14 protein-coding genes are annotated in these 12,713 nt (G+C 71.5%); 7 read left to right on the top strand and 7 right to left on the bottom strand.

Translation table 11 applies throughout. The features are described from left to right. Positions 1-137: 137 nt before the first annotated feature. Entirely contained in the window at positions 138-554 is a 417-nt protein-coding gene (locus tag DVH02_RS26380; protein WP_114626356.1) for a Fur family transcriptional regulator, read from the bottom strand. 127 nt (positions 555-681) lie between these two features. Between DVH02_RS26380 and DVH02_RS26375 the strand changes: the two genes are divergently transcribed. Next, positions 682-2,151: a catalase gene (locus DVH02_RS26375; protein ID WP_114626355.1), complete on the top strand. Its 1,470-nt coding sequence runs from the start codon at positions 682-684 to the stop codon at positions 2,149-2,151. Between the two features lie 87 nt (positions 2,152-2,238). Here DVH02_RS26375 and DVH02_RS26370 read toward each other — a convergent pair whose 3' ends face one another. Both DVH02_RS26370 and hisN read right to left on the bottom strand, forming a co-directional pair. After that, positions 2,239-2,643 carry a CBS domain-containing protein gene (locus DVH02_RS26370; protein ID WP_114626354.1) on the bottom strand — a complete coding sequence of 135 codons (405 nt, stop codon included), beginning with the start codon at positions 2,641-2,643 and terminating at the stop codon, positions 2,239-2,241. A 323-nt stretch (positions 2,644-2,966) separates the two neighbouring features. After that, on the bottom strand, positions 2,967-3,767 hold the full coding sequence (gene hisN, locus DVH02_RS26365; RefSeq protein ID WP_114626353.1) for a histidinol-phosphatase: 801 nt from the start codon (positions 3,765-3,767) through the stop codon (positions 2,967-2,969). Between the two features lie 283 nt (positions 3,768-4,050). Here hisN and DVH02_RS26360 point away from each other — a divergent pair, with 283 nt between their 5' ends. After that, complete coding sequence (locus DVH02_RS26360) at positions 4,051-4,692, top strand: TetR/AcrR family transcriptional regulator (RefSeq protein WP_114626352.1); 642 nt, start codon at positions 4,051-4,053, stop codon at positions 4,690-4,692. Here DVH02_RS26360 and DVH02_RS26355 read toward each other — a convergent pair. The 4 genes from DVH02_RS26355 to DVH02_RS26340 form a co-directional block, all read right to left on the bottom strand. Beyond that, positions 4,658-4,981: a DMT family transporter gene (locus DVH02_RS26355; RefSeq protein ID WP_114626351.1), complete on the bottom strand. Its 324-nt coding sequence runs from the start codon at positions 4,979-4,981 to the stop codon at positions 4,658-4,660. The two genes, DVH02_RS26360 and DVH02_RS26355, sit on opposite strands and share 35 nt — an antisense overlap. A gap of 123 nt (positions 4,982-5,104) precedes the next feature. Then, entirely contained in the window at positions 5,105-6,115 is a 1,011-nt protein-coding gene (rsgA, locus tag DVH02_RS26350) for a ribosome small subunit-dependent GTPase A (protein ID WP_114626350.1), read from the bottom strand. Between the two features lie 4 nt (positions 6,116-6,119). Continuing rightward, complete coding sequence (gene aroA / locus DVH02_RS26345) at positions 6,120-7,478, bottom strand: 3-phosphoshikimate 1-carboxyvinyltransferase (RefSeq protein ID WP_114626349.1); 1,359 nt, start codon at positions 7,476-7,478, stop codon at positions 6,120-6,122. Positions 7,479-7,562: 84 nt separating this feature from the next. Next, the gene (locus tag DVH02_RS26340) at positions 7,563-8,285 is read right to left on the bottom strand and encodes a M50 family metallopeptidase (protein ID WP_114626348.1); all 723 of its coding nucleotides are present in this window, start codon (positions 8,283-8,285) and stop codon (positions 7,563-7,565) included. A gap of 149 nt (positions 8,286-8,434) precedes the next feature. Between DVH02_RS26340 and DVH02_RS26335 the strand changes: the two genes are divergently transcribed. The 5 genes from DVH02_RS26335 to DVH02_RS26315 all read left to right on the top strand — a co-directional run. Beyond that, positions 8,435-9,250, top strand: a complete 816-nt coding sequence (locus tag DVH02_RS26335) for an SOS response-associated peptidase (RefSeq protein WP_114626347.1) — start codon at positions 8,435-8,437, stop codon at positions 9,248-9,250. Positions 9,251-9,272: 22 nt separating this feature from the next. Continuing rightward, a complete protein-coding gene (locus tag DVH02_RS26330; protein ID WP_114626346.1) occupies positions 9,273-9,938 on the top strand; it encodes an alpha/beta hydrolase family protein in 666 nt (221 codons plus the stop codon). A 248-nt stretch (positions 9,939-10,186) separates the two neighbouring features. After that, positions 10,187-10,846: a sigma-70 family RNA polymerase sigma factor gene (locus DVH02_RS26325; RefSeq protein ID WP_199566418.1), complete on the top strand. Its 660-nt coding sequence runs from the start codon at positions 10,187-10,189 to the stop codon at positions 10,844-10,846. Continuing rightward, positions 10,843-11,220, top strand: coding sequence for a mycothiol system anti-sigma-R factor (gene rsrA, locus DVH02_RS26320; RefSeq protein WP_407697682.1), 378 nt, complete (start codon positions 10,843-10,845; stop codon positions 11,218-11,220). The genes DVH02_RS26325 and rsrA overlap by 4 nt, the downstream gene beginning before the upstream one ends. Positions 11,221-11,367: 147 nt before the next feature. Beyond that, the coding region (locus DVH02_RS26315; protein WP_147286131.1) for an HD-GYP domain-containing protein at positions 11,368-12,713 on the top strand (1,346 nt) is incomplete at its 3' end.

The raw sequence follows: 12,713 nt of genomic DNA, 5'->3' as shown, positions 1-12,713 counted from the left end.
AAAGGATCCGGGCCTTCGGCATATGCGGCGTGTACTGGTGCGCGGCGCCCTCGCGAGCACGGCATACGCGGACGCGGAAAAGCGCGTCGGCGCGGTGCGCACCGACGCGCTCTCGGGAAAGGTCTCCGCGCGGCCTCTTACGCGGACACGCAGTTCGGACAGGTGCCCCGGTAGGTCACCTCGACGCCCGTGATCGTGAAGCCGAAACGTTCCCCCTGGGGCAGGTCCGCCAGTGGGTCGCCCGCGGGGTGGACATCGCGGATGGCACCGCACTGGGCGCACACCAAGTGGTGGTGCGGCCGGTGCGCGTTCGGGTCGTACCGCTTGGCGCGGCGGTCCGTGGAGACCTCGATGACCTCGCCGAGCGTGACCATCTCGCCCAGCGTGTTGTAGACGGTCGCCCGGGAGATCTCCGGGAGCCGGGCGACGGCCCGCGCGTGCACCTCGTCGGCCGTCAGATGTACGTGGTCCCCGTCGAGGACCTCGGCCACCACGCGCCGCTGAGACGTCATGCGCCAGCCGCGTCCGCGAAGTCGTTCCAACAGGTCACTCATGAGGGCCAGCCTAACAGTGAGGGGACCCAGGTCCCGAACCAGTGCGACTTTGGATGTTTGCTTGACTTGGACTTAGTCCATTGTAGGATCGAGGTCGGCAATCGCCAAGGGACAGGAACTGCAGTAAATGACGCAGGAGGCGCACGTGACGCAGGGACCGCTCACCACGGAGGCCGGAGCGCCGGTCGCCGACAACCAGAACAGCGAGACCGCGGGCGTCGGTGGTCCCGTTCTGGTCCAGGACCAGGCACTGCTGGAGAAGCTGGCGCACTTCAACCGTGAGCGCATCCCGGAGCGCATCGTGCATGCCAGGGGCGCCGGCGCGTACGGCACGTTCACGCTGACCCGCGACGTCTCCCAGTGGACCCGGGCGAAGTTCCTCTCCGAGGTCGGCAAGCAGACCGAGACGTTCCTGCGCTTCTCCACCGTGGCGGGCAACCTCGGCTCGGCCGACGCGGTGCGTGACCCCCGCGGCTTCGCGCTGAAGTTCTACACCGAAGAGGGCAACTACGACCTCGTCGGCAACAACACCCCGGTGTTCTTCATCAAGGACGCCATCAAGTTCCCCGACTTCATCCACACCCAGAAGCGCGACCCGTACACCGGCTCGCAGGAGGCGGACAACGTCTGGGACTTCTGGGGTCTGTCGCCCGAGTCCACCCACCAGGTGACCTGGCTGTTCGGCGACCGCGGCATCCCGGCGACGCTGCGCCACATGAACGGGTACGGATCGCACACGTACCAGTGGAACAACGAGGCCGGCGAGGTCTTCTGGGTCAAGTACCACTTCAAGACCGACCAGGGCATCAAGAACCTCACCCAGGCCGAGGCCGACAAGCTCGCCGGTGAGGACGCCGACTCCCACCAGCGCGACCTGCGCGAGTCCATCGAGCGCGGTGACTTCCCGTCCTGGACGGTGCAGGTCCAGGTCATGCCGGCGGCGGACGCGGCCAACTACCGCTTCAACCCGTTCGACCTGACCAAGGTCTGGCCGCACGAGGACTACCCGCCGGTCGAGATCGGCAAGCTGGAGCTGAACCGGAACCCGGAGAACATCTTCGCCGAGGTCGAGCAGTCGATCTTCTCGCCGGCCCACTTCGTGCCCGGCATCGGCCCGTCCCCCGACAAGATGCTCCAGGGCCGCCTCTTCGCCTACGGCGACGCCCACCGCTACCGCGTCGGCATCAACGCCGACCACCTGCCGGTGAACCGTCCGCACGCCACCGAGGCGCGGACGAACAGCCGGGACGGCTTCCTGTACGACGGCCGTCACAAGGGCGCGAAGAACTACGAGCCGAACAGCTTCGGCGGCCCCTTCCAGACGGACCGGCCGCTGTGGCAGTCCGTCCCGGTCGCGGGCGGTACGGGCAACCACGAGGCCCCGAGCCACTCCGAGGACAGCGACTTCGTCCAGGCGGGCAACCTCTACCGCCTGCTGTCCGAGGACGAGAAGGCCCGGCTGGTCGACAACCTCGCCGGTTTCATCTCGAAGGTCTCGCGCGACGACATCGCCGAGCGCGCGGTGAACAACTTCCGTCAGGCGGACGGTGACTTCGGCAAGCGACTGGAGGCCGCCGTCCAGGCCCTGCGCGGCTGACGGTCCTCGCCGAGAGCGAAGGGGCCGGGTCCTCAAGGGGATCCGGCCCCTTTCGCCGTGCTCCCGGGCAACGGCCGGTACGGTCTCTCAGGCGCCTGCCAGTACGGCCGCCTCCCGCCGCGCGGGAGCCCAGCAGCGAATGATGTCGCGCACCGAGACGATGCCGACGGGCTCCCGTTCGTCGAGGACGATCAGATGCCGGAAGCCACCGGTCGACATCGCCGCAGCGGCCTCCTCCAGCGTCCAGGCCGGCGCGGCGAAGACGACGGCGTTGGTGGTGTGCGAGCAGGCCGTCTCCGTGTCGGGGCTCTGCCCCGCACCGAGCGAGTTGAGGATGTCCCGCTCGGTGAGAATCCCGATGCCGCAGTGGTCGGTGTCGAGGACGACGGCGGCGCCGACGCGGCGCGCCGACATCAGCCTGGCCGCCTGGCGGAGGGTGTGCGTGGGGCCGATGGTCAGGACCACCGAACTCATGGCGTCACGGACGAGCATGGCGTGGAGCCACCTCCTAGGTGAACCGCTCGCGAAGCGGTGTGAGGAGTTTCGAGAAACGATTCACAAGTTCACAAGTGGGGGGACTCTCAGAGTGGCACTGTTGGGCGCGGTCGGCAAGGGTCGCTGGGAGTGAGGGCGGGGGCGTGCGCGAATCCGACAAACGCCCCGGCACGCGCCGCACGGGACCGTACGCGTCGCCGCGCGACCGCGGAGCGCGACCACGGAGCGCGACCGTGAGGCGCGACCGCGGGCGCCGTGACCCGGCGCCACCACGGCACGTCACCGACCAGGGCGCGGTCCGACCGCGCTCCCGCCGCGGCTCAGTAGCGCTGGTTCAGATAGCCGAGCAGCTCCTCGTGGAGCACCCCGTTCGACGCCGCCGCGTTGCCGCTGTGCGGCCCGGGGCGCCCGTCCAGACCGGTGAAGCTGCCGCCCGCCTCCGCCACGACGATCGCGGGCGCCGCCATGTCCCACAGCGACAGCTCGGGCTCCGCGCAGATGTCCACCGAGCCCTCGGCCACCATCATGTACGGCCAGAAGTCGCCGTAGCCCCGGGTGCGCCAGCAGGCCCGGGTCAGATCCAGGAAGCCGTCCAGCCGCCCCTGCTCCTCCCAGCCGGTCAGTGACGAGTACGCGAACGACGCGTCCTTGATCCGCGACACGTTCGAGACGCGCAGCGGCGTCGCCGACGTCAGGCTGCGCCCCGTGTACGCGCCGCCGCCCTTCGCCGCCCACCAGCGGCGGCCGAGCGCCGGGGCGGAGACCACGCCGACGACCGGCTCGTAACCGCCCTCGGCCGCCACCATCAGCGAGATCAGCGTCGCCCACACCGGCACGCCGCGCACGTAGTTCTTGGTGCCGTCGATCGGGTCCACGACCCAGCGGCGCGGACCCGTGCCCTCGACGCCGTACTCCTCGCCCAGGATCGCGTCGCGCGGTCGCGCCCGCTGAAGGTTGCCCCGGATCAGCTCCTCGGCGGCCTTGTCGGCCTCGCTGACCGGAGTCATGTCCGGTTTGGTCTCGACCTTGAGATCCAGCGCCTTGAACCGGTCCATGGTCACGGCGTCGGCGGCGTCCGCCAGGACATGGGCGAGACGCAGGTCATCGTGGTAATCGGGCATGGGCGTCACAGTATCGACCGGGCGCCGCCCCCGGCCACGCGGTCCGCTCCGTGGGAAGCGGCCGATCCGGCGTGAAGCCGTCGACGGTCTTGACAGACAGCGACGACCCGTCAACTCTGAGCGCATATTCCAGCCCAGCCCAGCCCAGCCCCGCGCCGGGCACCCGGCATCCCCGCAGCCACCGTCGTCCCCGTACGGCGGCCATCCCCGTACGCCAGCCGCAGCCCCCGAGCCAGCCGCCACAGATCCGCGCCCCCCGAGCCGAACGGTCCCGGAGACAACGATGCCATCAGCGCGTGAAGCCCTGCTCGACGCCGCCCTCTCGGCCCTCGACGAGCAGCCCTGGTCCACGGTCAGGATGGTCGACGTGGCGTCGGCCGCCGGTCTGTCCAGGCAGACCCTCTACAACGAATTCGGCAGCAAGGACGGGCTGGCCCGTGCGCTGCTGCGCCGCGAGGCGGACCGCTATCTGCACGGAGTGGAACGGTTGCTGCGGGAGCGGGTGGACGCCGCCGACCGGCTGGTCTCCGTCGCCGAGTGGACCGTCGGCGAAGGCAGGGCCCGGCCGCTGCTGCGCGCGCTGCTGACCGGCTGCTGGGGGACGTGGCTGCCCGAGCCCCGGCCGGTACGGCCCACCGCGGCGCCGTCCGTCGTACCGGCCCAGCGCCGCGCCGACGCGGGACCGCCCGCCGCCGCGGAGCTGGTGACGCTGGTACGGGACCGGTCGGCGGCGGCGCTGGACCGCAGCCGTATCGATCAGGGCCGCGCCGAGCTGCTGCACCGCTGCGAGCTGGCGGTGCGGCTCGCGCTCGCCCACCTCGTCGCCCCCGGCGGGGACTCCGTGGCACCGCTGGTCCGTACGGCCGTCACCGCGGTGCCGTCCGCGCTGCTCAGTGCGCCGAGCCCGAGAGCTGGAGTCCGATGACGCCGACGATCACCAGTGAGATGGAGACGAGTTTGAGCACGGAGACGAGGTCGCCGAGGAAGACCATCCCGTAGATCGCCGTGCCCGCCGCGCCGATCCCCGTCCACACGGCGTACGCGGGGCCGACGTCCAGCTTGCGCAGCGCCAGCGTCAGCAGCCCGAAGCTGCCGAGCGCGAACGCGGCGAAGGCGACCGTCGGCCACAGCCGGGTGAATCCGTGGGAGAGCTTGAGACAGACGGCGAAACCCGTCTCCAGGATTCCGGCGACCACAACCAGCAGCCACGCCATCGTCAAGAGCCTCCCTGTATCCGTGACCCCTGGTGTGCCAGGCCCTGTCCGGCTACAGGGTCTTGGTCCCGTCTGGTGTGATTATGGCTTTACCAACACATGGTGATCGCAAACGTACGCCACTCAGTCGCCCTCGCGCCGTTCCCGCGTGGCGAGGAGTCGCCGCAGTGAGTACAGCCGGGCGGGTTCGGCGTGGCCCTCGGCCACCCACGCGTCGAGCGCGCAGTCCGGCTCGTCGTGGCCGCACGCGCGCGGACAGCCCTCCGTGCCGGGCACCAGGTCGGGGAAGGCGAGGATGACCCGGGACGGATCGACGTGGTGCAGGCCGAAGGAGCGGATGCCGGGCGTGTCGATCACCCAGCCCTCCGCCTTCGCCAGCGGCAGCGCGAGCGCCGAGGTGGTGGTGTGCCTGCCGCGTCCGGTGACCGCGTTGACGTCGCCGGTGACGCGGTGCCGGTCGTCCGGTACGAGCGCGTTGACCAGGGTCGTCTTGCCGACGCCCGAGTGGCCGACGAACGCCGTCATCCTGCCGTCCAGATACTCACGCACCAGATCGGCCGCATGGCCGCTGACCAGCTCGTCGCGGCGGGTGACGACATAGCGGATGCCGAGCGTCCGGTACGTCTCCAGCAGCTCGTCCGCCGACGCCAGGTCCGACTTGGTGAGCACCAGCAGCGGTTCGAGCCCCGCGTCGAACGCCGCGACCAGACAGCGGTCGATCAGCCGGGGGCGCGGCTCGGGGTCGGCGAGCGCGGTGACGATCGCCAGCTGGTCGGCGTTGGCGACGACCACGCGCTCGTACGGATCGTCGTCGTCCGCCGTGCGCCGGAGCACCGAGCGGCGCTTCTCGATCCGTACGATCCGCGCCAGCGTGTCCTTCTTGCCGGACAGATCGCCCACGAGGAAGACCTGGTCACCCACTACGGCGGCCTTGCGGCCCAGCTCGCGCGCCTTCATCGCGAGGACCACCCGGTCCTCGACGAGACAGGTCAGCCGGCCCCGGTCGACGGTGAGGACCATGCCCTCGGCCGCGTCCTCGTGCTTGGGCCTGATGTTGGTGCGCGGGCGGTTGCCCTTGGGGTTGGGCCGGGTGCGGATGTCGTCCTCGTCCGGGTTCTTGCCGTAGCGCCGCATCGCGTCAGGCTCCCGATCCCGCTCCCGCGAGCATGTCCGTCCACATCCGGGGGAAATCGGGCAGGGTCTTGGCGGTCGTGCCTACGTTCTCGATCTCCACCCCCTTCACCACCAGACCGATGATCGAACCGGCCGTGGCCATGCGGTGGTCCTCGTACGTGTGGAACACGCCGCCGTGCAGCGGACGCGGGCGGATGTGCAGCCCGTCGGCGGTCTCGGTGACATCGCCGCCCAGCTCGTTGATCTCCTTGGTGAGCGCGGCCAGCCGGTCGGTCTCGTGCAGCCGCAGGTGGGCGACCCCGCGCAGCGTCGAGGGCGAGTCCGCGAGCGCGGCGACGGCCGCGATGCCCGGGGTCAGCTCACCGACCTCGCTCAGATCGAGGTCGACGCCGTGGATCCGCCCGGTGCCGGTGAAGGTGAGGCTGGTCGACTCGGCGGTCTCCGTGAACTCGCAGAGGCCGCCCATCGCGGTGAAGATCTCGCGCAGCGCGTCACCCGGCTGGGTGGTCCTGACCGGCCAGTCGGGGACGCTGACGCGACCGCCGGTGACCAGCGCCGCCGCCAGGAACGGCTGCGCGTTGGAGAGGTCGGGCTCGACGGTCAGATCCCGGCCGAGCAGCGCGCCGCTGGAGACCCGCCAGACATTGGGCTCGCCGCCGGTCTCCGGCTCGTCCACCTGGGCGCCGACCCCGCGCAGCATGTCGACCGTCATCCGGATGTGCGGCATCGAGGGCAGTACGGAGCCCACGTGCCGCACCTCCACGCCCTGGTTGAAGCGCGCGCCCGACAGCAGCAGCGCCGAGACGAACTGGGAGGACGCGGAGGCGTCGATCTCCACCGCGCCGCCGTCCAGCGCGCCGCCGCCGTGCACGGTCAGCGGCAGCGAGCCCCGGCCGTCGTCGTCGATCCGGGCGCCGAGGACGCGCAGCGCGTCGATGACGCTGTGCAGCGGACGCTCGTAGGAGCGCGGGTCGCCGTCGAACCGCACCGGGCCGTCGGCCAGCGTCGCCACCGGCGGCAGGAAGCGCATCACCGTACCGGCGTTGCCGACGTCGACCGTGACCGGGCCGTGCAGTCCCGAGGGGATCACCCGCCACGCCTCGCCCGTGGTGCCGTCGCCGGTGGAGCTGGACGAGACGGTCTCCTCGATGCCGACGCCCATGGCCCGCAGCGCCTCGGCCATCAGCAGCGTGTCGCGCGAGCGCAGCGGGCGGCGCAGCCAGCCGGGCTCGGCGGCCAGCGCGGCGAGGACGAGCCCGCGGTTGGTGACCGATTTGGATCCGGGCACGGTGACCGTCGCTTCGACGGCCCCGCTCGCGTAGGGGGCGGGCCAGAGGGCGGGGTGCGGGGAGCTTTCGGTCATGGCCCACACTTTAGTGGTTCCTGACGGGCCCTGATCCTGATCAAATACGCTGAAACCGGGGCGTAATCGCAAGGTGATAACGGGCTACAGGTCCAGCAGCCAGCGCCCGCCTCCGATGAGCGAGCAGAGCGACACGGCGTGGAAGAAGAGCAGCCACACCAGGGGCGGCGTGTGCGTCAGCCGGCCCAGCTGGTCCGCGTCCGAGTCCCCGGCGCCGCCCCCGCGGCGCCTGGACTGCAGCTCGAACGCCGGGCGTACGCCCCCCAGCAGCAGGAACCACACGGCGGTGTACGCGAACGCCGACTGGACCTCGGGGCCGGTCAGCCAGGATATGAGCAGGAACACGGCCCCGGTCACGATCACCGTGAGCGCGCCGTACGCGTTGCGGATCATCACCAGCATCACCAGCAGCAGCGCCGTGGCGAGCCACAGCAGCAGGGTGATGTGGTGCGCGGAGAGCAGCCAGGCACCGCCGAGGCCGAGCAGCGGCGGCGCGGTGTAGCCCGCCGCCGCCGTGAGGATCATGCCGATCCCGGTGGGCCTGCCCCGGCTCACCGTCAGCCCCGAGGTGTCCGAGTGCAGCCGGATCCCGTCCAGCCGACGCCCGGTGACCAGGGCTATGAGCCCGTGCCCGCCCTCGTGGGCGATGGTGATCGCGTTACGGGTGAGCCGCCAGAGGACGTGCGGTACGACGGCGACGAGCGCGACGACCGCCGTCACGATCACCAGCCACTGGTCCGGCTCCGGCTGACTGCCGAAGACGCGGTCCCAGAGTTCGCCGAGCGAGGCGGGGTCGATGCTGGCCATTTCTCCGGGCTCCTCAACTGGGGGTGCGTCGTGGCAGTCTGGCACTCATACGCGGTACGGGTGAAAGACGCTCACCCGCCGCCGGCCGTTCCTGGGGGAGCGGTACGCACAGGCCGTACACAGGACAGTTCGAAGGGGGCTGAGGAAGCATGTGCGGACGGTACGCGGCGAGTCGGCGCCCCGAGGACCTGCAAGAGGTCTTCGGGATCGAGAAGTGGGAGCCCGCCGAGACCCTCGCCCCCGACTGGAACGTGGCGCCCACCAAAGAGGTCTACGCCGTTTTGGAGCGTCCTCTCAAAGAGGCGCCCGATCCCCGGCCGGTCCGGCAGCTGCGGCGGCTCAAGTGGGGGCTGGTGCCCTCCTGGGCGAAGAGCCCCGAGGGCGCCGCCCGCATGATCAACGCACGGTCGGAGACCGTGCACGAGAAGCCCTCGTTCCGCCGGGCGTTCGCCGCGCGGCGCTGCGTCCTGCCCGCCGACGGGTACTACGAGTGGGTCACCGGCTCCGACGAACGGCAGCTGGAGGAGCAGGGGAAGAAGAAGCGCTCGCGCAAGCAGCCGTACTTCGTCACCCCCGCCGACGGCTCGGTGATGGCGCTGGCCGGGGTGTACGAGTTCTGGCGCGACCCGACGCTGCCGCCCGACCACCCGGCGGCCTGGTGGGCGACCTGCTCGGTCCTCACCACCGAGGCGGAGACCGCACCGCTGGCGGTCGCTCCGGCCGAGGGGCCGGGGGCGCTCGCCGACATCCACCCCCGGATGCCGTTGATGCTGACCCCGGACCGCTGGGACGCCTGGCTCGATCCGGCCCGTACCGACCCGGAGGAGCTGAGGGGGCTGCTCGCGCCCCCGCCGACCGGGCTGATGCGGGCCTATCCCGTGGCGACGGCCGTCAGCAATGTCCGCAACAACGGCCCCGAGCTGCTGGCGGAGCTTGCCGCGCCCGAGGAGAGCACGCTCTTCTGAAGATCACGCCCCGGGCGGCAGGATGGGCCGGGTGACCACAGACAGCCAGACCGTCGACACCCCCGCGGGCGACGCCCGCGTCACCTGGCACCGCGCCGGGCGGCCCCGGCTCGTCCTCGCCCTCGGGCACGGTGCGGGCGGCGGCGTCGAGGCGCGCGATCTGCGCGCGCTGGCCGCCGCGCTGCCCGCGCGCGGGGTCACCGTCGCCCTGGTGGAGCAGCCCTGGCGGGTGGCGGGCAAGAAGGTGGCGCCCGCGCCGAAGACCCTGGACACGGCCTGGCGGGCGCTGTGGCCCGCGCTCGCCGCGGCCGGGCCGCCGGTCGTCGCGGGCGGGCGCAGCGCCGGGGCGCGCGTGGCCTGCCGCACGGCGCGCGAGCTGGGCGCGCACGCCGTGCTGGCGCTGAGCTTCCCGCTGCACCCGCCGGGCAGGCCCGAGAAGTCCCGGGCCGCCGAACTGCTGGAGACCGGCGTGCCCGCTCTCGTCGTCCAGGGCGGGAACGACCCCTTCGGAAAGCCCTCCGCCTACCCGGACCCGGCCTCCGGGAGCGTCCCGTACGAGCTGGTGGGGATCCCGTACGGCGATCACGGTTTCGCCGTACCGAAACGGGCGCCGTACACGCAGGACGAGGCGCTGGAGCTGATCACCCGGTCGGTGGCGGCCTGGCTGGACGGGCTGCGGGAATGTTGAGCACGGTGTGTCTGTTGTCAAGGGCACACCGGTACATCGCGCATCGAGAGGGAGTCCGTCGTATGGGTTCGACCATCTGCCCGCGCCGCTCAGACGCCACTGACCTGGAGTGGACCGTGCTTTCCGCGGCCAAGACCGGCGCCGCCAAGGCGGCCGGCGGAGCGGACCGACAGGCCCCGTCGCGACAAGGTCGACTATTCTCCGATTCGAGTGGGTCCGCATTCGGATCCGCCACAGCGTTGGAGGAGGTGGGTCCGGTCACAGGGACCGACGGAGCGACCGACGACGGCCGGATCGAGGAGACCACCGCCGAGCGCAATGCCCGGTTCGAGCGGGACGCGCTGGGCTACCTCGATCAGATGTACTCGGCCGCGCTGCGCATGACGCGCAATCCGGCCGACGCCGAGGACCTCGTGCAGGAGACCTATGCCAAGGCGTACGCCTCCTTCCACCAGTTCCGCGAAGGGACCAACCTCAAGGCGTGGATGTACCGCATCCTCACCAACACATTCATCAACTCGTACCGCAAGAAGCAGCGTGAGCCCCAGCGCAGCGCCGCCGAGGAGATCGAGGACTGGCAGCTGGCGCGCGCCGAGTCGCACATGTCGACGGGTCTGCGCTCCGCCGAGTCGCAGGCGCTCGACCACCTGCCGGACTCCGATGTGAAGTCCGCGCTGCAGGCGATTCCCGAAGAGTTCCGCATCGCCGTGTATCTCGCCGACGTCGAGGGCTTTGCGTACAAGGAGATCGCGGACATCATGGGGACACCCATCGGTACGGTGATGTCACGACTTCACCGCGGCCGTCGCCAACTGCGCGGCATGCTGGAGGACTACGCCCGTGACCGCGGGCTCGTTCCGGCGGGTGTCGGAGAGTCGTCGGATGATCGGAAAGGTTCGGGCTCATGAGCTGCGGAGAGCCGCATGAGACGGATTGCGCCGAGGTCCTCGACCACCTGTACGAGTTCCTCGACCACGAGATGCCCGACAGCGACTGCACCAAGTTCGAGGTCCACTTCGAGGAGTGCTCCCCGTGCCTGGAGAAGTACGGCCTCGAACAGGCCGTGAAGAAGCTGGTCAAACGGTGCTGCGGCTCGGACGACGTACCCACCGACCTGCGCTCCAAGGTCATGGGCAGGATCGATCTCATCAGGTCGGGCCAGGCCGTGCCCGAGCACGACGTGGCCGTGACCGCCGAGACGCCCGCGCCCGAGCCGCGCGACACCCCGGCGCACGAGGTGTCGCCCGCGGGCGCGGACTTTCCCCGCCTCGCCAAGGAGTAGCGAGCAGCGGGTGCGCGCACTCCGGCGTACACCCCATAGCACGCTTGTCACTCGAAGGTGCTAATCAGCTCCATTCGGCCGATCATCGCCCCCTGACTCGCTAGCCTGACGCTCTGTTCCGGGCCGGGCCGAGGGGGGCGAGGACGCGTGAGGGCCATACCGGGTGTGGCACGGGCGTACATCCTGGGCGTCGCGCTGTGCGCGGCGGCCTGCGTGCACCCGGCGCTGGACGGCTCCACCCCGTGGCGGGCGGTCGCCCTGCTGGCCACCGTCTACGCCTTCTGCGAGCTGCCCGCCCGCAGCCGCCTCCTGGGCCGGCCGGTGAGCGGGACCGTACCGGTCACCGCCGGGTCGTTCTTCCCCGTGCTCCTCGCCGCCGCGCTGCTCCTGCCGCCCGCCGCCGCCGCGCTGGTCGCGGTGCCTGGCGCGCTGTGCGGCCCGGTCGAGCGGCGGCCGAGGACCGCGCGCCGCGTCTGGCGCGCCGCCCAGCTCGCCGTCGCCACCTGGGCGGCCGCGCGGGCGCAGGTGGTCTTCGGCGGCCCCGTCGCCCTGGGCGGCGGCGGGTACGGACTGACCGTGCCCGACTTCCCGTACGTCCTGCTGCCCGCGGGCGCCGCGGCCCTCACCTTCTGCCTCGTGCTCTGCGCGCTGGACGGCGGCATCCTCGTCACCGCCGAACGGCTGCCCGCCCGTACCGCCTGGCGCGGACTGCTCTCCCGCTCGCTCGCCCCGCACGCCGCGCACGGGCTGGCCGGGCTGATGATGGCGGTCCTGTGGCGCAGCCCGTACGGCCCGCTCTCCGCGCTCCTCGTCCTGCTCCCCATGTACATCTCCAGCTGGGTCTTCGCCCAGTACCACCGCGAGCGCGCCGCCCACCAGGCGACCATCAGGGCGCTCGTGCAGGCCGTCGACATCAAGGACACCTACACCCGGGGACACAGCGAGCGGGTCGGGCACGCCTCCGTGCTGATCGCGCGCGAAATGGGCATGGAGCGCGAACGCGTCGAGACGCTCCGCTTCGCCGGGATCCTGCACGACGTCGGCAAACTCGGCGTCCCGACCCGGGTACTGCGCAAGGACGGGCCGCTGACCCCCGAGGAGCGGCGGGTGATCGAGCTGCATCCCGAGTACGGGCACGAGATGGTGCGCGGCATCGGCTTCCTCGGCGAGGCCCGCTCGGCGATCCTGCACCACCATGAGCGGCTGGACGGCAGCGGCTATCCGTACGGGCTGGCCGGGGACCGCATTCCCGAGTTCGCCCGGGTGGTGGCCGTGGCCGACGCGTTCGACGCGATGACCTCGACCCGCTCCTACCGGCGCGGCCGGCCGGTGCCCGACGCCGTGGCCGAGCTGGAACGGTGCGCGGGCACCCAGTTCGACCCCGAGATGGTGCGGGCGCTGGCCCGCGCCCTCGACCGGCACGGCTGGCGCACGGCGGTCACGGCGGACGAGGCGCGCGCGACGCCCCAGGGCCGCCCGCCCGCCCCCGAGGC

It is taken from the genome of Streptomyces corynorhini, assembly GCF_003346515.1.
Classification (GTDB): domain Bacteria; phylum Actinomycetota; class Actinomycetes; order Streptomycetales; family Streptomycetaceae; genus Streptomyces; species Streptomyces corynorhini.
The sequence above is the reverse complement of the archived record's forward strand: the minus strand, read 5'-3'. Positions and strand labels throughout refer to the sequence as shown.

Excerpts from the sequence above, each read along its gene's own strand:
- DVH02_RS26360 (WP_114626352.1), top strand. The coding sequence starts at position 4,051 with ATGCCATCAGCGCGTGAAGCCCTGCTCGACGCCGCCCTCTCGGCCCTC.
- rsrA (WP_407697682.1), top strand. The coding sequence starts at position 10,843 with ATGAGCTGCGGAGAGCCGCATGAGACGGATTGCGCCGAGGTCCTCGAC.
- DVH02_RS26375 (WP_114626355.1), top strand. The coding sequence starts at position 682 with ATGACGCAGGAGGCGCACGTGACGCAGGGACCGCTCACCACGGAGGCC.
- DVH02_RS26340 (WP_114626348.1), bottom strand. The coding sequence starts at position 8,285 with ATGGCCAGCATCGACCCCGCCTCGCTCGGCGAACTCTGGGACCGCGTC.
- DVH02_RS26380 (WP_114626356.1), bottom strand. The coding sequence starts at position 554 with ATGAGTGACCTGTTGGAACGACTTCGCGGACGCGGCTGGCGCATGACG.
- aroA (WP_114626349.1), bottom strand. The coding sequence starts at position 7,478 with ATGACCGAAAGCTCCCCGCACCCCGCCCTCTGGCCCGCCCCCTACGCG.
- DVH02_RS26330 (WP_114626346.1), top strand. The coding sequence starts at position 9,273 with ATGGGCCGGGTGACCACAGACAGCCAGACCGTCGACACCCCCGCGGGC.
- rsgA (WP_114626350.1), bottom strand. The coding sequence starts at position 6,115 with ATGCGGCGCTACGGCAAGAACCCGGACGAGGACGACATCCGCACCCGG.
- DVH02_RS26355 (WP_114626351.1), bottom strand. The coding sequence starts at position 4,981 with ATGGCGTGGCTGCTGGTTGTGGTCGCCGGAATCCTGGAGACGGGTTTC.
- DVH02_RS26370 (WP_114626354.1), bottom strand. The coding sequence starts at position 2,643 with ATGCTCGTCCGTGACGCCATGAGTTCGGTGGTCCTGACCATCGGCCCC.
- hisN (WP_114626353.1), bottom strand. The coding sequence starts at position 3,767 with ATGCCCGATTACCACGATGACCTGCGTCTCGCCCATGTCCTGGCGGAC.
- DVH02_RS26335 (WP_114626347.1), top strand. The coding sequence starts at position 8,435 with ATGTGCGGACGGTACGCGGCGAGTCGGCGCCCCGAGGACCTGCAAGAG.